Here is a 22,794-nt window from a genome sequence, read left to right as displayed (position 1 = left end):
CGCGCGTGCCGTGAGGTCCGCCCGCGCGGAGCTGCGGTTCGTCAGGTGCGGGCAGTGCCGCTATTCTCGAACCGTCCCCGCAGCGGGCGCCGCGGTGGGCGCTGCACGAGCTGCAGCAGGTCGGCCGATCCCCGCCATACCACCGTTTTGGCCGCTGCCACCCCGGCTGGCCGTATGCCACCGTGAACTTCCAGCGCTGCGCGCTGCCTGCCAACACGACCCACGGGGAGACGGCATGGGACGCGACGTGCGGCAGCAGACGTTCGCCTCCGTCGATCGGCAACGCTACCGGGACAAGATGCGCCGGAGCCTCGACGCCCTGGCGCGGATGCTCGCCGACGGCACTTTCTCGTTCCCGCACCAGCAGGTGGGCGTCGAGGTGGAGCTGAGTCTCGTCGACGACGAGATGGCCCCGTCGATGACGAACGACACGGTGCTGGAGAAGATCGACGATCCTTCGTTCACCACGGAACTCGGCCAGCAGACCATCGAGTTCAACGTTCCTCCCCGGGTGCTGGACGGGGACAGCGCGCGCGAGCTGGAGGAGACGCTGCGGACGTCGCTGGCCGAGGCCGGCAGCGGCGCGCGGGACGCGGGCGCCACGATCGTCATGATCGGCACGCTGCCGACGTTGGGGCGGTCGCACTTCGATCCGCACTGGTTGTCCCGCGGCTCCCGGTACTCCCTGCTCAACCAACAGATCATGCAGGCCAAGGGCGAGGAGCTGGTGCTGGACGTGGAAGGCACCCCGCTCGGCGGCCGGGACGGCGAGCACTTGCGCTCCTACGCCAGCTCGATCCTGCCGGAGTCGGCGTGCACCTCGGTGCAGCTGCACCTGCAGGTCGCGCCGGAGGACTTCGCCGCGCACTGGAACGCGGCGCAGTGCCTGGCCGGGGTGCAGGTCGCGATCGGCGCGAACTCCCCGTTCCTGCTCGGCAAGGCGCTGTGGCAGGAGACGCGGGTGCCGCTGTTCCAGCAGGCGACCGACACCCGCCCCGAGGAGTTGAAGAACCAGGGCGTGCGTCCGCGGGTGTGGTTCGGCGAACGCTGGATCACGTCGATCTTCGACCTGTTCGAGGAGAACGTGCACTACTTCCCGGCGCTCGTGCCGGAACCGGACCGGGAGGACCCGCTGGCCGCGCTCGATGCCGGACGCGTGCCGGCGCTGGCCGAGCTGCGGCTGCACAACGGGACGGTGTGGCGGTGGAACCGGCCCGTGTACGACCTGGTGGACGGGTCCGCGCACCTGCGCGTGGAGAACCGCGTGCTGCCCGCCGGCCCGTCCGTCATCGACATCATCGCGAACGCGGCGTTCTTCTACGGCGTGCAGCGCGCCCTCAGCCAGCAGGAGCGACCACTGTGGACGCAGATGTCGTTCGCCGCGGCCGAGGAGAACTTCTTCAACGGCGCGCGCCACGGGATGGACGCCTCGCTGTACTGGCCGCGGCTCGGCTGGGTCTCGCCCGACGAGCTGGTGCTGCGGGAGCTGCTGCCGCTGGCGCACGAGGGCCTGCGCGACTGCGGCGTGTCGGACGAGTGCCGGCAGCGCTACCTCGACGTGGTCGAGCAGCGCTGCGTGCGGCGGCAGAACGGGGCCTCGTGGCAGCGCGACGCGGTGGCCGCGCTGGAATCCCGCGGCCGCAGCAGGCAACGGGCCCTGGCGGACATGCTGCGCCGCTACGTCGAGTTCGCCGAGGGCGGCGACCCGGTGCACACCTGGCCGCTGCCGCGGCGGTGAGGACATTTCTCGAGAAATGTCCGCGACTTTTCTCGAGAAATGTCCGCACCGCGGGGCGGCTCACGGGTGGTGCAGGGCGCCGTCCACGCACAGACTCGGCGCGCCGTTGAACTGCTCCACCCGCCCCCGCACGCCGAACACCTCGGCGAGCAGCGACTCGTCCAGCACGTCCGCGGGCTTGCCGGTGGCCGCGACGCGCCCCTCGGACAGCACCACGAGCCGGTCGCAGAACTCCACCGCCTGCCGCAGGTCGTGCAACGTCAGCAGCACCGCCATGTCCGCGGCGGCCAGCCGTCGCAGCAGTTCGAGCACCGCGTACTGGTGCCGCAGGTCGAGGTGGTTGGTGGGCTCGTCGAGCACGAGCACGCGGGGCCGCTGCGCCAGGGCCCGCGCGATGGCCACGCGCTGCCGCTCACCGCCGGAGAGCGTGCGCACGTCCCGATGCGCCTGCGCGGACAGTTCGGTGGTGCGCAGCGCCTGCTCGACGAGACCGCGGTCCGCCGCGCCCATCCGCTCCAGCAGCCCCAGGTGCGGGACCCTGCCCTGCGCGACGACCTCGTGCACCGAGAACGCCGCCCGCTCCTGCGGTTCCTGCGTGGTGGCGCCGAGCACGCGCGCGTGTTCCCGCCGCGGCACCGCGCTCACGTCCCGGCCGTCGACCTCGACCGTTCCGGAGGCGGGTCGCACCGCGCGGTACAGCGTCCGCAGCAGGCTCGTCTTGCCGCTGCCGTTCGGTCCGACGAGCCCGAGCACCTCCCCCGGCGCGACATCGAGGTCCACATCGGACACGACGCTGCGGCCACCGAGGTCCACCCGGGTGCCGCGCATGCGCACGCTCATCGGCTCCTCCGGTGTCTGCGCAACATCAGCAGGAACAGCGGACCGCCGACCAAGGCGGTCAGCACGCCCACGGGCAGTTCCGCCGGCGCGAACAGCACCCGGGCGGCGAGATCGGCCAGCACCAGGAAAACCGCCCCCAGCAGCGCCGAAACCGACAGCATCGCGCGGGCTTCCGAGCCCACCAGGAACGTCGCCGCGTGCGGGACGAGCAGCCCGACGAACGCGATCCCGCCGGCCACCGCGACCGAAGCCCCGCCGAGCAGGGAGACCCCGAGCAGCGCCAGCACCCGGAACCGCCGCGCGTTCAGCCCCAGCGCGGCCGCACCGTCGTCCCCGGCGTGCAGCAGGTTCATCCACCGCCCGGCCAGCAACGACGCGAACAGCGCCACGCCGAGCACGGCGGCCGGGGGCCCGAGCAGTTCCCAACGGGCCGCGCCGAGCCCGCCGGTGGACCAGAACATCACCTGCTTGGCCTGATCGCCCGTGGCCGACAGGTACAGCACCAGCGAAGTCAGCGCGCCCGCCACCTGACCGGCGGCCAGCCCGCCGAGCACGAGCGCGGTCACCGATCCGGAGCGGCCCGCCACCACGAGCACCACGCTCAGCGCGGCCAGCCCGCCGAGGAACGCGGCCACCGGCTGGGTGGCCATGCCGAGTGTTCCCGCACCGATGCCGAGCACGGTCACCAGGGCGATGCCGAGCCCGCCGCCCTGGGAGATGCCCAGCAGGTACGGGTCGGCCATGGGGTTGGAGGTGACCAGTTGCGCGATGCCGCCGGCGAGCGCGAGGGAGGCACCGACGACGGCGCCGGTGGCCACCCGGGGCAGGCGGGAGTTCCACACGATCGCCTCGCGCACCGCCGAGGCGTCCGAGTCGATTCCGGGCACGAACGGCCCGGCGAGGACCTGCCACACCTGCGTCAGCGGCAGGTGCACCGAGCCGAGCGAAACCGCCAGTGCCGCACCGGCGAGCAGTGCGAGCACGAGTCCTGCGTGGACGATCGTGGTGCGGCCGCGGCGGATCATGTCGCCCCGTGCAGGTCGGCTGCGAGCCGCTCCACCGCCTCCGGGAAGCGGATGCCCTCGGTGAGTTCCACCAGCGGGATGGTGCTGAACCGGTCCGCGCGCACCGCGGGGGTGTGCCCGGCCAGCGGGTGTCCGGCGAGGTAGGAGCGTTTGCCCTCGACCGGCTGGCCGAGGTAGTCGACCAGCACGATCGCGTCCGGTTCGCGCGCGGCCACCTGCTCCCAGCTGACGTCGCCGAAGGCCTGTGGGACGTCGGCGAAGACGTTGCGCCCGCCGGCCCGGTTGATCGCGTCGTTGCCGACACCTCGCCCGCCCAGCGTCATGGGTGCCTGCTCGCCCGAGTCGTAGACGAACACGTCGACCGGGTCCTCGTCGGCGACGCGGCGCTGCACCGCCCGCACCCGTTCGCGGATGTCGGTGGCCAGCCGCGCGGCGCTGTCCTGCAGGTCGAGCACCCGGCCGAACATGCGGATGTCGTCGAGCAGCGTGTCCATCCCGGCCGGGTGCTGCACGCAGGACTCGCTGAGCAGCAGCGTGGGGATGCCGAGTTCCTCCAGCGCGTCGCGCCCGCGCCCCTCGGTGTCGTCGAAGGCGCTGGCGTAGCCACCGACCACCAGATCCGGTTCGAGCCGCAGGATTTGCTCGGCCGAGGGGTACTTCTGGGCGACGACGGGGATTTCGGCGTATTCGTCCGCGATGCGGGGCGGCGGCTCGCGGTCGTCCGGGAAGGCCGTGCCCACGATGCGGTCGCCGAGCCCGAGGGCGACCAGGATCTCCGTGGCGTGCTGGTTGAGGCTGAGCACGCGCTGCGGGGGCTCGTCGAAGATCTCCGTGCGCCCGCAGTTGTCGATGCGCTCGCCCTCGCGGGAGGCGACGTCCTCCGTCGGGGTGCTGCAGCCGGTGGCCAGCAGTCCGACGGCCAGCAGGGCGAGCAGGGCGCGCATCGTACCTTCCAGGGCGGCGGTGCGGCCCGGGCGAACCCGGCCTGCGGCGCGATGCGCCTCGCCCGGGCTCCGACCGCGGACCGCGACGGTCGTGGGAGCCGTCCGCGCCGGCGGGTGTTCGGGCTCGCCGCGCCGTGCACGGCACACCGTTGCGGGTCAGCGCCGGGATCTCACCGGACTTCCCCCGCCGAGCGGACCGCACCGATCCTGTCGGAGACGAAGACCCCGGTCAACGTGCCGCAAAACGCCCACCGGTCGTCGTTTCCCCAGCGCAGAACGCATTTTCCCGCCGACTTCGAGATCACCGGATGAGAGCAACACCTCGTTTGCGAGGATATAGTTGCCATCTCTTTGCAACAGAGTCATGATGGCGACAGTGGATTGGAGGACTCCATGCCGCAGTACGTCCTGCCGGATCTGGACTACGACTACGCCGCACTGGAGCCGGCGATCTCGGGCGAGATCAACGAGCTGCACCACAGCAAGCACCACGCGACCTACGTCAAGGGCGCCAACGACACGATCGAGCGCATCCAGGAGGCACGCGAGCAGGGGGACTACTCCTCCATCGTCGGCCTGGAGACGACCCTCGCGTTCAACCTGGCAGGCCACTCCCTGCACAAGATCTGGTGGAAGATCCTCAGCCCGGACGGCGGGGACAAGCCCACCGGCGATCTCGCCGACGCCATCGACGAGCACTTCGGCTCCTTCGACCAGTTCCGCGCCCAGATGGAGGCCGTCTCCACGAGCATCCAGGGCAACGGCTGGGGCGTGCTCGCCTGGGACCCGGTCGGCCAGCGGCTCATCACCCAGCAGCTGAAGGACCACCACTCGAACCTGGTGATCACGACGACGCCGCTGCTCGTGTTCGACATCTGGGAGCACGCCTACTACCTGCAGTACAAGAACGTGAAGGCGGACTACGTCAAGCAGCTGTGGAACGTCGTGAACTGGCCGGAGGTCGGCCGCCGCTTCGCCGACGCGCGCGCCGGCCACAACGGCCTGCGGCTGCCCGAATGATCCCCGAACGATCCTCCGGATGACCCCCGAGTGATCACGGGCGGTCCGAAATCCCGGCGGTGAGTGCTCCGACAAGCCACACCGTCGTACTCGGGGCCGGTCCCTGCATGGGACCGGCCCCGTTTCGTCCCTCGCCCCGCTCGTCCCTCGCGCCGCGGACGGCCGGCCCGCTCGCCGCGATCCGCCGCAGGCCCCGCACACGACCGATCCCCGGCCCCGACGCGAACGCCGGGACCGGGGATCGACCAGTTCCCGAACTGACTGCCGCTCCCACCACGAAGCGGACATGTATTAGGTTAGCCTAACCTGCTGCGTTTGACAATGGGCTGCGCGCGATCCGACCGAGGAGCAGTCCCCACCGAAGCACCGTTGCTGCGCATCCCCGTGCCCACCGACGAGGGCAACGAGCTGGCGCAGAACAGCAGCCTCATGGCCGACAAGATCACCACGATGCGCCGGTCCGACCTGCGCGAGCGCCTGGGACGACTGGAGGATGAGGTCATGCTGCGCCTGTCCCGCGCCCTGGCGGTCTTGTCCGGCATCGCGTCCTGAACGCCCCGGCATCCACCCCGGACGCCCCAGCGCTGCCCGTCGCGATGGTGCCGTTGCCGAGACGCGCCCCGGCGAGGCATCCGCCCCTGGCTGCCGGCCGAAGCGCGGGCGGTGCCGTTCAGCTCCCGGCGATGCGGTTGATGATCCCGGTGGCCCGCATCAGGACCTCGTGCTCGTCCGGGGTGAGCTCGGCCAGCTGGGAGTCCAACCAGCGCTCGCGCGCGCTGACTTCCTCGTCGGCGCGGGCGTAGCCGGCCTCGGTGGCTTCGACGATGGCCTGGCGGCCGTCGCTGGGGTGCGCTCGACGCGCGACGAGCCCGGCGTCCTCGAGCGCTGCGATGACGCGCGTCATCGACGGCGGCTGCACACCTTCTTTGGCGGCCAGCTCCCCCGGCGTCATCGCTCCGCCCTGCACGAGGGCGAACAGGGCCGACAGCTGGGACAGGGTGATCGTGGAATCGGCGCTCTGCGCGCGCAGCCGCCTGTTCAGGCGGACGGTCGACAAACGCAGGCGGCTCGCGAGGGTGTGCTCACGCTGGGCGGTCTCGGACACGTCGTTAGTCTACCAAACCATACGGCGGAAACGGACATTTTGCTCGCGTTATTGTCGCACCGCAGCGGAGCTCGCCCGGAAGGAGCACGCCGCACGTCCCGGCGCCGCACCGCCCCGCTCACGCCCCCAGCGCGCTGCTGACCGGCTCGGCCACGAAGTACAGCACGAACGCCGCCGAGACCACCCACATCAGCGGGTGCACCTCGCGCGGTCGACCGGAAGCGACGCGCAGCAGCACGTAGCTGATGAACCCCGCGCCGATGCCGTTGGCGATCGAGTAGGTGAACGGCATGACCACGATCGTCAAGAACGCCGGCAGGGCGATGCTGAAATCACCCAGGTCGATCTGGCGGACCTGCGCGATCATCATCGCACCCACCACGACCAGCGCCGGAGCCGCCGCCTCCACCGGGATCACCTCGTAGAGCGGGGTGAAGAACATGGCGAGCAGGAACAGCAGCCCGGTGACCACGTTCGCCAGCCCGGTGCGGGCGCCCTCGGCGATGCCCGAGGCCGATTCGACGAAGACCGAGTTCGAACTCGCCGATCCGGCACCTCCCGCGACAGCGCCGACACCCTCGACGGCCAGGGCCTTGCCGATACCGGGCAGCTTCCCGCTCTCATCGGCCAACCCGGCCTCCTTGCCCAGGCCGGTCATCGTGCCCATCGCGTCGAAGAAGTTCGCGCACACCAGGGTGAACACGAGCATGGCCGCGGCCAGCGCGGGCAGCCGGGTCCACGCGCCGAACGAGATCTCGCCGAGCAGGGACAGGTCCGGCATCCCGATGACCTGCTCCGGCAGCGCCGGCGCGCCGAGGCTCCACCCGTGCGGGTTGGCATCGCTGGCCGTGCCCGCCTGCGTGATCGCCTCCACCCCGATGGACAGCACGGTGGTCACCAGCACGCCGATGAGGATCCCGCCGCGCACCTTGCGCGCCACGAGCACACCGGTGAGCACCAGGCCGAACACGAACAGCGCCGTCGGCCAGGACGCGATCGACCCGTCGATGCCCAGCTGCACCGGGACGTCCGTGTTCGCCTCGTCCGGGATGCGGCGGACGAACCCCGCGTCCACCAGGCCGACGAAGGTGATGAAGAAGCCGATGCCGACCGCGATCGCCGTCTTCAGCTCGGTCGGGATCGCGTTGAACACCGCCGTGCGGAAACCCGTCGCCACCAGGATCAGGATGACGATCCCGTCGACCACGACCAGGCCCATCGCCTCTGGCCAGGTCACCTGCGAGGCGATGCTCGTGGCCAGCAGCGTGTTGATCCCCAGCCCGGCGGCGAAGGCGAACGGGTAGTTCGCGATCACGCCGAACAGCAGGGTCATCACCCCTGCCACGAGCGCCGTGGTCGCCGCGACCTGCGGCACCGGCAGGATGTTGCCGAGCACGTCGGTGTTCGCACCCGGATCCTCGGCCGAACGGCTGCCGAGGATCAGCGGGTTGAGCACGATGATGTAGGCGACGGCGACGAACGAGACGAGCCCGCCGCGCAGTTCCCGCGCGAGGCTGGAACCGCGTTCGGAGATCCGGAAGTAGCGGTCCAGCCGCGACTTGCCGGACGTGCCAGTCGTACTCAACGGTCACCTTTCCCATCGGCGTGCGCACTCGGCGGCCCCGCGCAGCGCACGAGCTGACGGCGGTGCTCAGCGCCGACCAACGCGGAACCGAGCGGTAAGCATCGCAAACGAGCGGTCGCGGCGTGCGCCACACCCCGGACAGTCGCGGACGCGCCACCGCCACCCCGGTAACCTGCCGGTGTGGCGGAAAAGCGCGCATCCACCCCCGCGGCCACCGGGCACGACCACCGGAAGGTGCCGCGGTTGCCGCAACGGCTCGTCGACCCGCGACCGATCGTGCTGCTGGGCACGGCCGCGTGGCTGGCCGGGACGGCCTACTTCGCACTGCTCGGCTGGTCCGGGGGGAACCTTGGCACGCCGTTCTGGACCTGCCTCGTCGGGAGCGCGCTCGGCGGTGTCGGTTACACCATCTTCCGCTGGCAGCGCTCCGCCGCGACCCGCGGATCACGCGGCGCGTGGCAGGGGCTCACCGGCCTCGACGACTGAACATACCCGACGAACCGACACGCGGAGTGGCAGCAGCGGTGGCAGCACGACTCGACCTCGACGTTCTGGAATTCGCCGTGCTCACCGGCAGGGCGGGGCTCTCGCGAGTGCCCACCGTCGCCGCCTACAGCCGGGAGGAACCGCCGAACGTCGACACCGGCGACATCGCGGCCGAGCTCGAAGCCGCCGAGCAGCGCTGCCGCGAACGCGGACTGCTGCGCCCCGGTGGCCACGTCGACGAGGAGGCGGCCGAGCTGCTCGGCACCTACCGCGAGTGCGGCGCCGAGTACGACCTGCGGTTCACCGCCAGCCGAGGCAGCGAACTGCGCGCCTGCGTCTCGGAAACCGGCACCGGCGGCACCCGGACCGTCGTCCAGCGCGGCCGCGTCACCATCGACCCCGTCCGCCGCGGCGACGCGGTCGCAGCCCTCGTCTCGCTGCTGCCGCAGCGCCCGGCGATGCGCATCCGCCCGATCCAGCTGGATCTGGCGAAGGTGCGCTCCGCCCAGGACGAAGTCGCCCGGCAGGGGGCCGCGGACGACCCGCAGGCCGTGGAGCACGGGCTGCGCCGCCACGGCGTCAACCTCGTCGACTACCGCAAGGCCGTGCGCCTGCTGGACTCCCCGAAGCTCGGAGCGGGCGAACTCGGCGCGACCGTGTTCGGCTGGGAACGGCGCGAGGTGCGCGGCGACCAGACACTGCGCATCCTCGACCTGGAACAGGGCCGCGTCGCCGTGTACAACGGCAGCGGCCAGCGGCTCGTCGCGGGCTGCGACGCGGGCACGGTCAAACGGGTGCTCGGCGACATCGTCGCCGGAACCCGCCAGGAGGACGTCTGGTGACCGGTCCGCGACCGGCGACCCGCGGAGCCGGCAACACCGGTGCGCAGACAAGCCGACTCGCAGACAAGCCGACTCGCAGACGAGGAGCCCCCAGTTGACCGACCCGGTCCCCGACATCGAACTCAACGACGGCACGCAGATCCCGCAGCTGGGCTTCGGCGTGTACCAGATCGACCCGGCCGAGACCGACCAGGCGGTGCGAACCGCCCTGCAGACGGGGTACCGGCACGTCGACACGGCGGCGTCCTACCGCAACGAGCGCCAGGTCGGCGAGGCCGTGCGCGCGGCGGGTGATTCCGCGTACGTCACGACCAAGTACCTCAGCCCGAGCGACGACCACGGCGCACAGGACGTGCAGGAGGCCTTCGCGCGCAGCTTCGACCGGCTCGGGCTCGACCACGTCGACCTGTACCTCATCCACTTCCCGGTGGAGGCCGGCGACGGCTACACCGCCTCGTGGCGCGCGCTGTCCGAACTGCGCGGCGACGGGCGGCTGCGCTCGATCGGCGTCTCCAACTTCACGCCGCAGCAGCTCGGCCGGGTCGTCGACGAGACTGGGGTGACGCCCGCGATCAACCAGATCGAGCTGCACCCCTACTTCCAGCAGGCCGAGCTGCGCCGCGAACACGTCGAACGCGGCATCACCACCGAGGCGTGGGGCCCGCTCGGCCAGGGCGCGGTGCTGGAGGACCCGGTGCTGCGCGAGATCGCCGCGGCGCACGGCAAGACCGTGAGCCAGGTGGTGCTGCGCTGGCACCTGCAGCTGGGGATCGTGGTCATCCCCAAGTCGGTCACGCCCAGCCGCATCCGGGAGAACTTCGACGTGTTCGACTTCCGCCTCGCCGAGGACGAGATGCGCGCGATCGAGCGGCTCGACCGGTCGGACGGCCGCGTCGGCATCGACCCGCACACGTTCGCCTTCCCGAAGGAGCGCGTCGAGGAGGAATGAGCCGCGGCGCCGGCGGTCACCCCCGCCGCTCGGCCGCTTCGGCGGCCGTAGCTTCGGCCTCCTCCGCGACAGCGGCCCGGATCGCCTGGTGGCGTTCGCGGCGACGTCGCCGCGCCTCCTCCGACTCAGTCATCGCCCCTCCCCGACTTTCCCGCGTCCGAGTTGCCCGCGCCCGAGTTGCCCGCGTCATGGTCATGCAGCTGCCGCGGAGCGCACGAGACGTCTGCTCATCGCAGCAGGGTGGTGGCTTCCGGATCGGCGAACAGGGCGGCCAGCGCGAAACGCTCGCGCCAGCACCCGGCCACCCAGCTCAACGCGCGGGCCAACCCGTCGGCCGTCCGCTCCGCGTGCAGCCGATCGCGGCCGTCCACCCACCAGTGCACCCGCCAGGACCGCTCGGCACCGCGCACGGTCAGCTCGTCGTGCAGCAGCACCTCCCCGTCGGGAACGGCGAGTCCGAGCAGTTCGCAGGCCGCCTCGACCCGCCTCACCTCGCGCCAGCGCTGCACGCCGCCGTCACCGACGACCTCGTGATCGTCCTCCTCGGACGCCAGCGGCAGGTCGAGCAGCTCCGCCAGCGCGTCCGCGTCGAAGCTGTCCGGACTGCCGCCGGCCACCACCAGCGGGGGTTCGAGCACGCCCATCATCCAGGGCTCGTCCAGCACCACCGCCCGCTGCGCCGGCACCGTCGCCCCGGACACCGAACGCACCGCCTCCGGCGGGGTGACCTCCTCCGGTTCGACCGCCCCGCGCGCGATGGCCTCCGCCAGCGCCCGGTGCGCCCGCAGGCCCGTGCCCGCGCGGACGCCGCGTTCGGGGTCGCCGAGCCGTTGCAGCAGGTCGGCCGCGTCCTCGGTGTCGGCCACCCGCAATCGGGTGCGCACCCCGGCCAGGCGCAGCTCGTCCTCGGTCAGCCCCACGTCGCCGACCGGGTCGTACAGCCCGACCAGTTCGGTGGCCTCCGGCAGCCGCCAGAACCGCGGCGCGCGCCCGTCGAGCACCGCGTACCGGGCGATCCACCAGGCCGCGTGGTTGTTCGGTTCGCGCAGCGCGTGCGCGGTCTCCGGCGCGGCGGTGAGCAGGCGCAGCGCCCGCGGCCAGGCGTCCGCGGCGACCAGCTCCAGGTCGCGGATGCCGACGAACCGCTGCGGCGGCCACGTTTCCGCGCTCGCCGAGCACTGCCGCCACCACTCGTGGCTGTCGGGGAAGTCCTCGTCCGGTTCGGTCGGCTCCTCCTCGACGTGCACCGTGAACGTGTCCAGCACGCCGATCGAGCGCAGCAGTTCCCGCGGCCACTCGGCGGCGACGTCCGCGTCGAGCACGCCCAGCGCCGCCTCCGGTCCGACCACGTCCGCGTCGAGCACCGGCAGCAGTTCCGCGTCCGGCAGCAGCAGCTCGTCCGCGCGGCGGAACTCGCCGTCCCGGTCGGGCAGGGCCAGCGCCCCCATCCACGGGCGCTCCCGGGCCAACGAGGCCAGCCGCAGCACGGTCTCCGCCAGTGCAGCGGTGTCCACACCGGAGCGCGCATCGGCGACGCTGCTTCGCACCGCGTCCACGAGCGCGGGCGCGTCCAGCAGTTCCGCGGAGTCCACGGGGCTCGCGCCGAGGCGCGTCAGCAGCGGATGCACCGCGTCGACGTGGGCGATCCGCAGCCCGGAAATGTCCAGTTCGGACAGCAGCCTGGCGATCTGCGGGTCGTCGTGGGCCGGATCTCCGTGATCGGCCAGCAGCACCTCCCGCACGCCGCGCACCGTGCGCCCGTCGATGAGCGGCACCGGCAGCGAGGCGAGATCCTCCCGCGCGTGCGGATCGGCGCGCTCGACCGGGTCGAGCGCGGCGTACAGGCGGTGCCACCAGGCGGGTTCGCGCTGCAGGTCGGACACGGCGTCGACGATGTCGCCGGTGGTCAGGCGCGTCACCTCGACGGCGTGCAGGGTGCGGCGGTGCCGCGCTTCGGCGAAGTCGGCGCGCAGCAGCCCGTCGATCACGCCGCGCAGCACCTCCGCGAGGTCCTCGGACGGCGTGTCCAGCACCCGTGCCCGGGCGGGCGCGACCTCGACGCCCTCGGCGGTGACGAGCCAGTCGGTCACCCGCAGCCGGTCCCACACCGCCTGCCGCAACCTGTCGTCCACATCGGACCGCGGGAAGTCCGGCAGCGGGACGAGCGCGGGGCGCTGCTCCGGATCGAGTTTCCGCACCAGCGCCGGGTAGCACGCGGCGGCGCGCGAGAGCACCGCGTTCGCCGCGTCCGAGCTGACCACGCGGCGCCGGTCGGCCTCCAGCGGCACGGAAGCCAGCAGCCGCGCCGGCAGCGACAGGCGCTCCTCCGTCGGCGTGGGCGCGTGCAGCACGTCGGACCCCAGGGGACGAACCTCGCCATCGCCCACGGGCACGGCCCAGCACACGCGCCACCGGGCGGTGTGCTGCGCCTCCGCGCCGAGGTCGGACACCGCGGACTCGGAGAGCTCGCCGGATTCGCGGTGCACCAGCCAGCGGTCGGTGCCGTCCGGGCCCTGCACCACGACGCGGTCCCCGTCGGTGCCGGTATCGGTGTCGGTGCTGTCGCCGTCGGTGGCGGTGTTCCCGCGGCGCCACACCTGCCCGTCGCAGCGGATCTCCCGCAGGTCGGGCAGCGCCAGCAGCAGGTCGGCGGCCTGCTCGGCCAGCGCCGAGCGCAGCTCGGAAACATCCACATCGGACCGCAGCGGCAGGCGCACCTCGGTGTCGAACCCCGCGGGCGGGCGCTCGCCGGTGGGCCAGGCGAGCCGCAGCACGGGCACGGCGCCCTGCCGGCGCCGCAGTTCCTCGTCCGGGCCGGGCAGCCGCGCCGCCTCGGCCCGCGTGCCCTCGGCGGAGAACGCGACACCGCCCGTCGTGGAGACCACGGCCGGCTCGTCGGACACCGACAGCACCGCGGCGAACCCCACGCCGAACCGGCCCACCTCGGTGCCGGCCCGCTTGGCCGAAGCGCGCAGCGACGCGAGCGCGGCCACGCCCTCGGCGGTCAGCGCAGCGCCGGTGTTCGCCACCCGCAGCAGGCCCTCGTCGCACTCGACCCGCAGCACGCCCGGCCGTCCCGCGGCGGCGGCCGCGTCGGCGGCGTTCTGCGCGAGCTCGACGAACAGCCGCTGCCGGTAGCCGCCGAGGCGCAGGTCCTCTTCGGCGTTGGCATCCTCGCGGAAACGCGTCGGCGAGGATTCCCAGGCGCCCAGCACGGAACGCCGCAGACCGGCCGTGTCGAACGGGTCGGTCGCGTCGGAAAGCTCGTCGGCGCTCACCCTTCGTCCGGGTCCCGCGTTTCGAAGTCCAGCGTGGTGTCGTCGTAGACGACCTCGGCCACCGGCACCGAGGAGGAGGTGTCCACTTCCGCCTCGGAGTGCGCCCCGCAGCCGTACTCCACGTGCACGACGCTTCCGTCCGCGGGCGCCGAGCCGTTGGCGCAGACGCCGAAGGCAGCGCCCATCGAACCGGCCAGCTTGACGAAGAAACCGCAGGTGGCGCAGGTTCCCGGCGCCAAGCGCGCCATCTCCGCGTCCGGGCCGCGCTCGTCCCGCCAGCGCTCGGCCGCGAAGGTGCGGCCCTCGGGGCTGAGCACCCGGCTGCGGCCGAAACCGACCTCGTCGATGAGGGCCTGCTCGTCCGGGTCCTCGCCGGCCAGGTATCCCGGGGACAGCCGCGGGTCGTCGTCCGGGGTCGGCAGCAGATCGCCCGCGCCGAAGTCCTCCGGCCGCACCCGCTCGCTCCACGGCACCCAGTCCGGCGCGATCAGGGCGTCCGGGCCGGGCAGCAGGACGACTTCGCTGACCGTGACGGGGGCGCCGGGGGCGGCGCTCGCCACGGTCACGGCCCAGCGCCAGCCCACGTAACCCGGGTAGCCGGATTCGAAGTAGTGCGTGGCGGAGTGGGCGTCCTCGGTGCGCACCCCGACGTGCTCGCCCACCGGGCTCGCCCCGTCCGCGGCCGGGGGCAGCGCGGCGGATCCGGCCGCACCCTCCGCCGGGCGGGCCTCGTCGAGGGCTGCCGCCCGGGCAACCTCGACCGCGGCGGTGAGCTCCGCGCTCGACTCCGGCTGCCCGCCATCCGCGTTCGGAGTCACCGCTTCTGGACTGGTCATCGGAGCAGGCATAGGGGTCACAGCACCGATTGTGCCCCATCGGCCGCGTTCCACCGCGTGCGTCCCCACCGTCCCGTGTGACGCGCCGGACTCCTGTGCCAGGCTGCTGCCATGCGGTCGGTGTTCGTGCGAACCATGCTGCTGGTGGCGTGCTGCCTGCTCCCCGTGGCGTGCTCGACGCACGCACCACCGCAGGACGACAGCAACCGTGATCACGGTCAGACCGATCAGGGCGTACGGCACACGCAAAGCGTCCCACGCCTCCGAGCGGAAGTGATCGCCACGCTCCCGCACGACCGCTCCTCGTTCACCCAGGGTTTGGAACTGCACGACGGGACCCTCTACGAGAGCACCGGCACCTACGGCGGCTCCGCGTTGCGGGCGCTCGACCCGGAGACCGGGCGCGTGCGCTCCGAAGCGCAGCTGCCCCCGGACCTGTTCGGTGAGGGCATGACCGTCGTGGGAGACCGTATCTGGCAGTTGACCTGGCAGGAAGAGGTCGCCCTGGTGCGCTCGCGGGAGACCCTGGACGAGCTGCGGCGCGCCGACCACGACGGCGAGGGCTGGGGGTTGTGCTTCGACGGCCGCCGACTCATCTCCAGCGACGGCAGCGCGCAGCTGAAATTCCACGATCCGGAATCGTACGAACCGCGCGGGAGCATGCGCGTGCACCTCGACGGCAGCGAGATCACGCAGATCAACGAACTGGAATGCGTCGGCGGCCAGGTGTGGGCCAACCTCTGGCACAGCGACTACCTCGTGCGCATCGACCCGGACAGCGGCGCCGTCACCGCCGTCACGGACGCCTCCGGCCTGCTCACGCCGTCCGAACGCAGCCAGGCCGATGTGCTCAACGGGATCGCGAAGGTCCCCGGCACCGATGAGTACCTGCTCACCGGGAAGAACTGGCCGCACCTGTTCCGGGTGCGGTTCGTGCCCGAGTAGCCGCCCGGCGCTCCGCGCACCACCGCCCGGGCACGGCGCGCCGTCCCTGATCCGCGCGCCGCGAGGACATACCTTAGGGTCGACAACCGTGCATCGCGGATGGAAACCACTGCTGGCGACCGCCGGCATCGCCCTGGTAGCCGGGTGCGGAGCCCCCGGAAAACCCGAGGTCACCTTCTACTCCCACGGCGAGTCGGTCGCGGCGGCGCCGACGCAGTACTGCGAGCCGCAGGGCGGGAACTGCTCGGCGGCCCCGAACGCGGAGGAACAGCTGCGCGTCCCGCCGAACGCACCGGTGCAGATTTCCGTGCCCCAGGACGTGGCGAGCACCCCGTGGCAGGTCGTGTTCGTCTACCGCACCACCGACGGCACCCGGGCGGAGAACCGCAGCTCCGTGTTCTCCCCCGGTGAGCGGCACGCCTACACCCTGCGGCTGCCCCCTGACGCCGCGCAGCTGGAGCACGTCGAGGTGCAGCGCTACTCCGCCATCCTCACCCCCGGCCCCGAAGGCGGCGTGAACTTCGGCATCGGCGGGGCCTGGGTGGTCGACGCCACGCCTTGAGGCAACCGGGCGCCCCGGGCCAGTGCACCGGCCGGGGCGCCCGGGAAGCCGACGGGCGAACCGCAGCGGAGTACGAACGGGGCAGCCGCCACCGCTCCAGGACGTCAGCGGCCGACGGCCCGCCCCGCCGGGTTCAGTCGGTGCCGCCGGTTCAGCCAACCCCGCCGGGTTCAGCCAACCCCGCCGGGTTCAGCCAACCCCGCCGGGTTCAGCCAACCCCGCCGGGTTCAGCCAACCCCGCCGGGTTCAGCCGGTACCGCCGGGTTCAGTCGGTGCCGCCCGGGTCGAGCTCGCGCGCCACGGCGCGGACGACCTCGCCGACGCGCTTGGCCGACTTCTTGTCCGGGTACTTGCCGCGCTGCAGGTCGGGCAGCACGCGGGCCTCGAGCAGCTTGATCATGTCGTCGACCATGCCGTGCAGTTCATCGGCGGGACGGCGGCGCGCCTCCACCACCGACGGCGGCGGGTCCTGCAGCTCCACCCGCAGCGCCTGCGGACCGCGACGTCCCTGGGCCATGTCGAAGCTGACGCGTTGCCCCGTTTTGAGCGCGTCCACTCCGGACGGCAGCGCCGAGGTACGCACGTAAACGTCCTCCCCGCCGTCCTGGGTCAAAAAGCCGAAGCCCTTGTTCGCGTCGAACCACTTGACCCTGCCGGTCGGCACTGTCCTCACCGTTCCCTGTCGCCTGCCCCCGGCCACGGTCCGGGCGCTCGAGTGTCGTCTTCCTGGTCAGCACGCCGCGCCGGCCGCCGCGGCGACCCACCCGGCACGAACGAAAGCGCCCCGTAACGCCGCTCGATGCGAGGTGGCCCGATACGGGTGGCACCGCTCGACACGGGCGCGCCGGGACGCGTCACCGCAAGCGTACCGCGATGCCGGCGCGCCTCCCCAGCCTCACCGGCCGGCCGATTCATCACCACCGGAACCGCGGTGGACGAGCCCGGCGGAGCGGTGTTCCACGGGGGCGGGGGCCCGGGGTGGTGACGGCGCGGGAACGCCGTCGGCCTGCCCGGCGGTCGAGGCCAGCCACGGTGCGAACGCTGCGAGGTCGTCGAAGACCAGGTCGGCGCCGTGCTCGGCGAGCTCCTCGGCGGAGTGCGGGCCGGTGGCCACGGCCACGGCCAGGGCTCCGGCGGCTCGAGCGCCTTCGACGTCGCCCGGGTGGTCGCCCACGTAGACCGCGGCGCCCTCCGCGCGCAGGACCTCGCCCTTGGCCGCGGCGAAGACGTCGCCGGCGAGCCGGTCGACCTCCCAGTCCAGGTGCTCGAGGTGCCGCTGGGCGTTCGACGTCCACTTGCCGGTGACCACGAGCACGCGGCCGCCGAGCGCGCGCACCTGCGCCATGGCCGCGGCGGCACCGGGCAGCGGATCGGTCACGGCGACGACCGTCTCCGGGTAGATCTCGCGGTAATGCCGGGCGAGGCCGTCGACGAGGCTCTCGTCGACACCGTAGTCGCGCAGCATCCGTTCGCTGGGCGGGCCGAGGTTCTCGGCGAAGTAGCGCCCGTCGAGGGCGACGCCGCACTCCTCACCGACCCGGTCGTAGGCGCGTCGGATGCCGCGCCGCGGGTCGATGAGCGTCATGTCCAGGTCGAAGCCGACGGTCGGCCGGGCGGGAATCGTGGCTGATCGCACCCGTGCGAGCTTAAGGTGCCGCCGAAGCCGAGGGCCGCACCCCATCGGGCTGAGCCCGGCGAGTCGTGCAGCACGAGCTTCGTGCTCAGGAACAACACGAGCACCAGCGCCCGATCCGGATGTTGACGCGAAACTGATTCGTGTCGAAAATCGTTGCGTAAGCCACCTCACACCCCTGTTGGAGTCCGCTCATGAGCGCCCCGCGCACCGCGCACCGCGAAGGTTTCCACTCCCTGGCCACCGGCGGGCTCAACTGGGACTCGCTGCCGCTGCGCCTGTTCAGCAAGGGCAACGCGAAGTTCTGGAACCCGGCCGACATCGACTTCAGCCAGGACGCCGAGGACCTCGCCGCGCTCACCGACGAGGAGCGGCAGAGCGTGGCAGGCCTGTGCGCGCAGTTCATCGCCGGCGAGGAGGCGGTCACCCAGGACCTGCAACCGTTCATGGCCGCGATGGCCGCCGAAGGCCGCTTCGGCGACGAGATGTACCTGACGCAGTTCTGCTTCGAGGAGGCCAAGCACACCCAGACCTTCCGGCTGTGGATGGACGCGGTCGGGCTGACCGAGGACCTGCACCCCCTCGTCGCCGAGAACCCCGGCTACCGCGCGATCTTCTACGAGGAGCTGCCGGAAGCGTTGCACGCGCTGCACGCGGACCCGGGCCCGCGCAACCAGGTCCGCGCCTCGGTGACCTACAACCACGTCGTCGAGGGGACGCTGGCGCTGACCGGGTACTACTCGTGGAACAAGATCTGCCGCAGCCGCGGCATCCTGCCCGGCATGCAGGAGATCATCCGGCGCATCGGCGACGACGAACGCCGCCACATGGCCTGGGGGACGTTCACCTGCCGCCGGCACGTGGCCGCCGACGACGGGATGTGGGACTACATCCAGGAGGAGATGGACCGGCTGCTCGTGCACGCGGTCACGCAGATCCAGTGGCGGCCCGACGACGCCCCCGCCGAGGCGCCGTTCGCCCTGGACAACGACGAGCTCGTCAACTACGCCTCCGACCGCGCCGGACGTCGCCTCGGCGCGATCTCCAGCGCGCGCGGCATGCCGCTGGCACGCATCGACGTGGACGCCGCACCGGAGAAGCTGGAGGAGCAGTTCAGCGACGAGGACGCCGCCGAGCTCGCGAAGCTCGACTAGGAAGTACTGCGACCGTGATTTGCCCGCTGAGGGTGGGTGGCTGGGGGCAGCTGGGAGGAATCTCAGCGCTTCCCCGGACTTCGGATACCCCTGCTCATGCAGCCACGCAGGCCCCTGGTCCCAGCCGGGCGTCTCGTGCTTGCCGGAGTGCGCGCGCTCAGTGCACGGCGTGGGCGGTCGGGTCCCGGGACGCGGGGGCGACCGCGTGGCGGTGTCAGACGCCGGAGGTGAGTTCGCGGAAGTAGCCGTGCAGCCAGCGCGTGACGGTTTGCGCGGGGATCCAGAACTCGTGCTGGTCGTGGGCGTGGGCGAGGAAGTCCTGCAGGAAGGCGGCGATGATGTCCTGGCGGGTGGAGCTGGGCATGCTGGTCAACTGTTCGGCGGGCAGCACGTCGGGCAGGACGTCGTCGACGATGGCGGCAGCAGCCCGGCCCGGGCTGCTGCCGCCGTAGCCCCACCAGAAGGGCGTATCCGGGGTGAGCTCGTACAGCACGGTGGCCTGGCCGCGTTCGGTCGGCCCGCCGCCGCCTGCGACGACGTGGATGCGGGGGTTGGTGCCGGCGTCGTCGGCGAGGCCGCGGTAGAGGCGATGCGCGGGCTTGTCGGTCACGAGCCCCTCCTCGGGCTGTTGAGGACACGGTCGTGATCATTGTCCCGGCGGTGGTCACCGCAGCGCCACCGCTGCTGGCTATTCCGGATGCGATCGCGTGGCGCTGGCACCACGAGGGCTGGAGCACCAGGACTGTTCCGAGGGTGGTGCTGTTGGGGTCGGGTGGACACGAAAAGGTAACGAACGGAAACGCGCATCAACCTCCGCGACGTGCTCCGCGTCTTCCGGACATACAGGTCACGTCACACGTCTCGGAGGTGGGAAATGCGTTTGCGACGGATCCGGGCAGCAGCCGCCGGAGCCGGTGTCGCCGCGTTGGCGACGGCGGCGTCGCTGACCGCCGCACCCGCGGCCAGCGCTGAGCCGACGGCGCCGGCGGCGGAATGCGGACAGCAGTGCCAGCAGATGTTCGAGCTGTCCCTGCAGGACGACGTGCGCCTCACGGGATGGCGGGACAACGCGACCCCCGGCGGCCGCAGCGTTCTCACCTACCACGTGGGCGATCAGCTCCGCGACACCGCGGTGCTGGAGACCAAGGGAGTGACGGACGCCGCCTGCGGTTGGCAAGGAGACGCCCAGCGGTGCGCCGTCACCTTCGACACCGGCGCGCACAGCTCGGGGGCGCTGACCTCCCTGCTCACGTGGAACGGCGGCATCGAGATCAGTGACGAGGTGGTCGGCGCCGCCCCGGGCGCGACGTTGCGCCAGCTCGACGACAACGGCCGACCGGACGTGGCGATCCGGCAGAGCACCTACGAACCCGACTACGCGCGGGCTCCGCAGTACTGGGAGACCTACCTGGAGTTCGAGGGATCGTTCGTGCGCACCGGCTGCACCCCGCCGGAGCACGCGAACTCGCCGGCACCGACCAGCCCCGTGCACACCAGCTGCGACTACGTCTGAGCCGGGCGCTGCGCCCGAGCCGGGGCGCAGGCAGCACCGCCCGAAGCCGAACAGCTCCAGAGCCAATCCAGCCAGCTCCGCGTCACTCCAGCCCGAGCAGCTTCTTGGCCTCCTCGCGCATCTGGACCTTGCGGATCTTGCCCGTGACGGTCATCGGGAACTCGTCGACCACGTGCACGTACTTCGGGATCTTGTAGTGCGCCAGGTGGCCGCTGCAGAACTCCCGCAGGCCCTCCGCGGTGACCTCCTCGGCACCTTCCCGCAGCCGCAGCCAGGCCATGAGCTCCTCGCCGTAGCGCTCGTCCGGCACACCGACGATCTGCGCGTCCACGATGTCCGGATGCGTGTAGAGGAACTCCTCGATCTCGCGCGGGTAGATGTTCTCCCCGCCGCGGATGACCATGTCCTTGATGCGGCCGGTGATGCTGACGTAGCCGTGCTCGTCCATCACGGCCAGATCCCCCGTGCGCATCCAGCGCGCCGCGTCGATCACTTCGGACGTGCGGTCCGGTTCCCGCCAGTAGCCCAACATCACCGAATACCCGCGCGTGCACAGCTCGCCCGAGCTGCCGCGCGGCAACGTCTTGCCCGTGGCGGGGTCGACGACCTTGACCTCCAGATGCGGCCCGACTCTACCCACAGTGGACACGCGCCGGTCGACCGAGTCGTCCGGGCGGGTCTGCGTGGACACCGGCGAGGTCTCGGTCATGCCGTAGCAGATCGACACCTCGGTCATGCCCATCCGGTCGATGACCTGCTTCATCACCTCCACCGGGCACGGTGATCCCGCCATGATCCCGGTGCGCAGCGCGCTCAGGTCGTACGAGCCGAAGTCCGGCAGGTCCAGCTCGGCGATGAACATCGTCGGCACCCCGTACAGCGACGTGCAACGCTCCGCCTGCGCCGCGGACAGGGCCGCGGCCGGATCGAACGCCTCGCTCGGGATGACCATCGCCGCACCGTGGCTCGTGCACGCCAGGTTGCCCATCACCATGCCGAAGCAGTGGTAGAAGGGCACCGGGATGCACACCCGGTCCTGCTCGGTGTAGCGGCACAGCTCGCCGACGAAGAACCCGTTGTTGAGGATGTTGTGGTGCGACAGGGTCGCGCCCTTCGGGAAGCCCGTCGTCCCGGAGGTGTACTGGATGTTGATCGGATCATCGGCCGAGAGCTCCGCCTGCCGCCGGCGCACCGCGTCCACGTCGCCGCCCGCGGCCAGGCCGTGCCACTCGTCGGTGCCGAGGAACACCACCCGCTCCAGCTCGGCGCAGCGCTCGCGCACCTGGCCGAGCATCGCCACGTAGTCGGAACTCTTGAAGCTCTGCGCGGCGACCACCAGGCGGATGCCCGCCTGCCCGAGCACGTACTCCAGCTCGTGCGCGCGGTAGGCGGGGTTGATGTTGACCAGGATCGCGCCGATCTTCGCCGTCGCGTACTGCACGAGCGTCCACTCGGCGCGGTTCGGCGCCCAGATGCCGACGCGGTCGCCGACCTCGAGACCCGCGTCGAGCAGCCCCGCCGCGAGCGCCTCCACGTCCGCGAGGAACTCCCGGTAGGTCCAGCGCCGCCCGGTCGCGTACTCGACCAGCGCGTCCCTGTCCGGGAACGACGCCACCGTCCGATCCAGGTCGGCACCGATCGTGTCGCCCAGCAGCGGCGTGTCCGACGTGCCGGAGGCGTAGCTGGGCAGGTGCTGCTCATCGGGCAGGCCCCGCCCGGCCGATGCCGCTCCCGTTCGCGTGCTCTCCATCGCGATGTCCTCCCGACAAGATGTGAACAGCGCTCGTGTTCGAAGCCTCGGCAGCACCGCCGGCGCCAGCGCGGCGCTACTCGCAGTGGTGCTCCGGGATCGATGCGGTCATCCTGCACGCTGGGCCGTACGAGCGAAAGAGATGCGCGCGGCACGGCCGGGAAACGCCCGCCGCAGCCGGTCCGCGCAGTTCACCTGAACGAGTAAGGCGAGTCGCTGTCCAGGATCTTCTTGCCGAGCGGCAGCAACGAAACCGGGACGAGCTTGAAGTTCGCGATGCCCAGCGGAATACCGACGATCGTCACGCACATGAGCACGCCGGTGGCGATGTGCCCGAGCGCCAACCACCACCCGGCGAGGACGAACCAGACGACGTTGCCCGCAGCCGACATGACCCCCGCCTCCGGGTCGTCGACCAGCCGTTTGCCGAACGGCCACAAGGCGAACGCGGTCATCCGGAACGCCGCGATGCCCAGCGGGATGCCGACGATCGTCACGCACAGCGCGATCCCCGCCAGACCGTAGCCCAACGCGAGCCACAGCCCGCCGAAGACCAACCAGATCAGATTCAGCAGCAGACGCATCCTCA

22 protein-coding genes and 1 riboswitch are annotated in these 22,794 nt (G+C 71.8%); of the genes, 10 read left to right on the top strand and 12 right to left on the bottom strand.

Going from position 1 to position 22,794, the window contains the following annotated elements; translation table 11 throughout:
* Positions 1–235 precede the first annotated feature (235 nt).
* Complete coding sequence (locus tag ACVGV2_RS02440) at positions 236–1,738, top strand: glutamate--cysteine ligase (protein ID WP_459164419.1); 1,503 nt, start codon at positions 236–238, stop codon at positions 1,736–1,738.
* 60 nt (positions 1,739–1,798) lie between these two features.
* Here ACVGV2_RS02440 and ACVGV2_RS02435 read toward each other — a convergent pair whose 3' ends face one another.
* From ACVGV2_RS02435 to ACVGV2_RS02425, 3 genes are read right to left on the bottom strand one after another with little or no spacing between them, the layout of a single operon-like run.
* Positions 1,799–2,578, bottom strand: coding sequence for an ABC transporter ATP-binding protein (locus tag ACVGV2_RS02435; RefSeq protein WP_459164418.1), 780 nt, complete (start codon positions 2,576–2,578; stop codon positions 1,799–1,801).
* The gene (locus tag ACVGV2_RS02430) at positions 2,575–3,603 is read right to left on the bottom strand and encodes a FecCD family ABC transporter permease (protein WP_459164417.1); all 1,029 of its coding nucleotides are present in this window, start codon (positions 3,601–3,603) and stop codon (positions 2,575–2,577) included. The genes ACVGV2_RS02435 and ACVGV2_RS02430 overlap by 4 nt, the downstream gene beginning before the upstream one ends.
* The gene (locus ACVGV2_RS02425; RefSeq protein ID WP_459164416.1) at positions 3,600–4,547 is read right to left on the bottom strand and encodes an ABC transporter substrate-binding protein; all 948 of its coding nucleotides are present in this window, start codon (positions 4,545–4,547) and stop codon (positions 3,600–3,602) included. The genes ACVGV2_RS02430 and ACVGV2_RS02425 overlap by 4 nt, the downstream gene beginning before the upstream one ends.
* Before the next feature lie 92 nt (positions 4,548–4,639).
* Positions 4,640–4,768: riboswitch (cobalamin riboswitch) on the bottom strand.
* A 172-nt stretch (positions 4,769–4,940) separates the two neighbouring features.
* Here ACVGV2_RS02425 and ACVGV2_RS02420 point away from each other — a divergent pair.
* Positions 4,941–5,567 (top strand): superoxide dismutase, encoded by a 627-nt coding sequence (locus ACVGV2_RS02420; RefSeq protein WP_459164415.1) that lies wholly within the window; start codon positions 4,941–4,943, stop codon positions 5,565–5,567.
* Between the two features lie 369 nt (positions 5,568–5,936).
* Positions 5,937–6,119: a type II toxin-antitoxin system PemK/MazF family toxin gene (locus ACVGV2_RS02415; RefSeq protein ID WP_459164414.1), complete on the top strand. Its 183-nt coding sequence runs from the start codon at positions 5,937–5,939 to the stop codon at positions 6,117–6,119.
* 118 nt (positions 6,120–6,237) lie between these two features.
* Here the strand turns inward: ACVGV2_RS02415 and ACVGV2_RS02410 are convergent, their stop codons facing one another.
* Both ACVGV2_RS02410 and ACVGV2_RS02405 read right to left on the bottom strand, forming a co-directional pair.
* Positions 6,238–6,672 (bottom strand): MarR family winged helix-turn-helix transcriptional regulator, encoded by a 435-nt coding sequence (locus ACVGV2_RS02410; protein ID WP_459164413.1) that lies wholly within the window; start codon positions 6,670–6,672, stop codon positions 6,238–6,240.
* A 118-nt stretch (positions 6,673–6,790) separates the two neighbouring features.
* Positions 6,791–8,257, bottom strand: a complete 1,467-nt coding sequence (locus ACVGV2_RS02405) for an NCS2 family permease (protein ID WP_459164412.1) — start codon at positions 8,255–8,257, stop codon at positions 6,791–6,793.
* A 180-nt stretch (positions 8,258–8,437) separates the two neighbouring features.
* Between ACVGV2_RS02405 and ACVGV2_RS02400 the strand changes: the two genes are divergently transcribed.
* The 3 genes from ACVGV2_RS02400 (at position 8,438) to ACVGV2_RS02390 (ending at position 10,534) form a co-directional block, all read left to right on the top strand.
* Positions 8,438–8,743: a DUF2530 domain-containing protein gene (locus ACVGV2_RS02400; protein WP_459164411.1), complete on the top strand. Its 306-nt coding sequence runs from the start codon at positions 8,438–8,440 to the stop codon at positions 8,741–8,743.
* Positions 8,744–8,781: 38 nt separating this feature from the next.
* Positions 8,782–9,585: an ESX secretion-associated protein EspG gene (locus ACVGV2_RS02395; protein WP_459164410.1), complete on the top strand. Its 804-nt coding sequence runs from the start codon at positions 8,782–8,784 to the stop codon at positions 9,583–9,585.
* Between the two features lie 94 nt (positions 9,586–9,679).
* On the top strand, positions 9,680–10,534 hold the full coding sequence (locus tag ACVGV2_RS02390; protein ID WP_459164409.1) for an aldo/keto reductase: 855 nt from the start codon (positions 9,680–9,682) through the stop codon (positions 10,532–10,534).
* Between the two features lie 227 nt (positions 10,535–10,761).
* On the opposite strand, the gene ACVGV2_RS02385 is transcribed toward ACVGV2_RS02390, so the two are convergent.
* Both ACVGV2_RS02385 and ACVGV2_RS02380 read right to left on the bottom strand, forming a co-directional pair.
* Positions 10,762–13,812, bottom strand: coding sequence for a sacsin N-terminal ATP-binding-like domain-containing protein (locus tag ACVGV2_RS02385; protein ID WP_459164408.1), 3,051 nt, complete (start codon positions 13,810–13,812; stop codon positions 10,762–10,764).
* Positions 13,809–14,648: a DUF3027 domain-containing protein gene (locus tag ACVGV2_RS02380; protein WP_459164407.1), complete on the bottom strand. Its 840-nt coding sequence runs from the start codon at positions 14,646–14,648 to the stop codon at positions 13,809–13,811. Before ACVGV2_RS02380 ends, ACVGV2_RS02385 begins: the two co-directional genes overlap by 4 nt.
* 273 nt (positions 14,649–14,921) lie before the next feature.
* On the opposite strand from ACVGV2_RS02380, the gene ACVGV2_RS02375 reads away from it, so the two are divergent.
* A complete protein-coding gene (locus ACVGV2_RS02375) occupies positions 14,922–15,593 on the top strand; it encodes a glutaminyl-peptide cyclotransferase (protein ID WP_459164406.1) in 672 nt (223 codons plus the stop codon).
* Between the two features lie 88 nt (positions 15,594–15,681).
* Positions 15,682–16,155, top strand: a complete 474-nt coding sequence (locus ACVGV2_RS02370) for a DUF2771 family protein (RefSeq protein ID WP_459164405.1) — start codon at positions 15,682–15,684, stop codon at positions 16,153–16,155.
* Between the two features lie 265 nt (positions 16,156–16,420).
* Here ACVGV2_RS02370 and ACVGV2_RS02365 read toward each other — a convergent pair whose 3' ends face one another.
* Together ACVGV2_RS02365 and ACVGV2_RS02360 are read right to left on the bottom strand one after the other, a co-directional pair.
* The gene (locus tag ACVGV2_RS02365) at positions 16,421–16,819 is read right to left on the bottom strand and encodes a cold-shock protein (RefSeq protein WP_459164404.1); all 399 of its coding nucleotides are present in this window, start codon (positions 16,817–16,819) and stop codon (positions 16,421–16,423) included.
* Between the two features lie 231 nt (positions 16,820–17,050).
* On the bottom strand, positions 17,051–17,791 hold the full coding sequence (locus ACVGV2_RS02360; protein WP_459164403.1) for an HAD family hydrolase: 741 nt from the start codon (positions 17,789–17,791) through the stop codon (positions 17,051–17,053).
* A 191-nt stretch (positions 17,792–17,982) separates the two neighbouring features.
* Between ACVGV2_RS02360 and ACVGV2_RS02355 the strand changes: the two genes are divergently transcribed.
* The gene (locus ACVGV2_RS02355; protein ID WP_459164402.1) at positions 17,983–18,942 is read left to right on the top strand and encodes a R2-like ligand-binding oxidase; all 960 of its coding nucleotides are present in this window, start codon (positions 17,983–17,985) and stop codon (positions 18,940–18,942) included.
* A gap of 214 nt (positions 18,943–19,156) precedes the next feature.
* Here the strand turns inward: ACVGV2_RS02355 and ACVGV2_RS02350 are convergent, their stop codons facing one another.
* The gene (locus ACVGV2_RS02350) at positions 19,157–19,552 is read right to left on the bottom strand and encodes a DUF6166 domain-containing protein (protein WP_459164401.1); all 396 of its coding nucleotides are present in this window, start codon (positions 19,550–19,552) and stop codon (positions 19,157–19,159) included.
* A gap of 264 nt (positions 19,553–19,816) precedes the next feature.
* Here ACVGV2_RS02350 and ACVGV2_RS02345 point away from each other — a divergent pair, with 264 nt between their 5' ends.
* A complete protein-coding gene (locus ACVGV2_RS02345; protein ID WP_459164400.1) occupies positions 19,817–20,455 on the top strand; it encodes a hypothetical protein in 639 nt (212 codons plus the stop codon).
* Between the two features lie 82 nt (positions 20,456–20,537).
* Here ACVGV2_RS02345 and ACVGV2_RS02340 read toward each other — a convergent pair whose 3' ends face one another.
* Positions 20,538–22,205, bottom strand: coding sequence for an AMP-binding protein (locus tag ACVGV2_RS02340; RefSeq protein WP_459164399.1), 1,668 nt, complete (start codon positions 22,203–22,205; stop codon positions 20,538–20,540).
* 191 nt (positions 22,206–22,396) lie between these two features.
* Positions 22,397–22,789 carry a YccF domain-containing protein gene (locus ACVGV2_RS02335; protein WP_459164398.1) on the bottom strand — a complete coding sequence of 131 codons (393 nt, stop codon included), beginning with the start codon at positions 22,787–22,789 and terminating at the stop codon, positions 22,397–22,399.
* Positions 22,790–22,794: the final 5 nt, after the last annotated feature.

This window comes from Bounagaea algeriensis (assembly GCF_054491375.1).
Note: the sequence above shows the minus strand (reverse complement) of the source record. Positions and strands in the feature narration are given on the sequence as shown.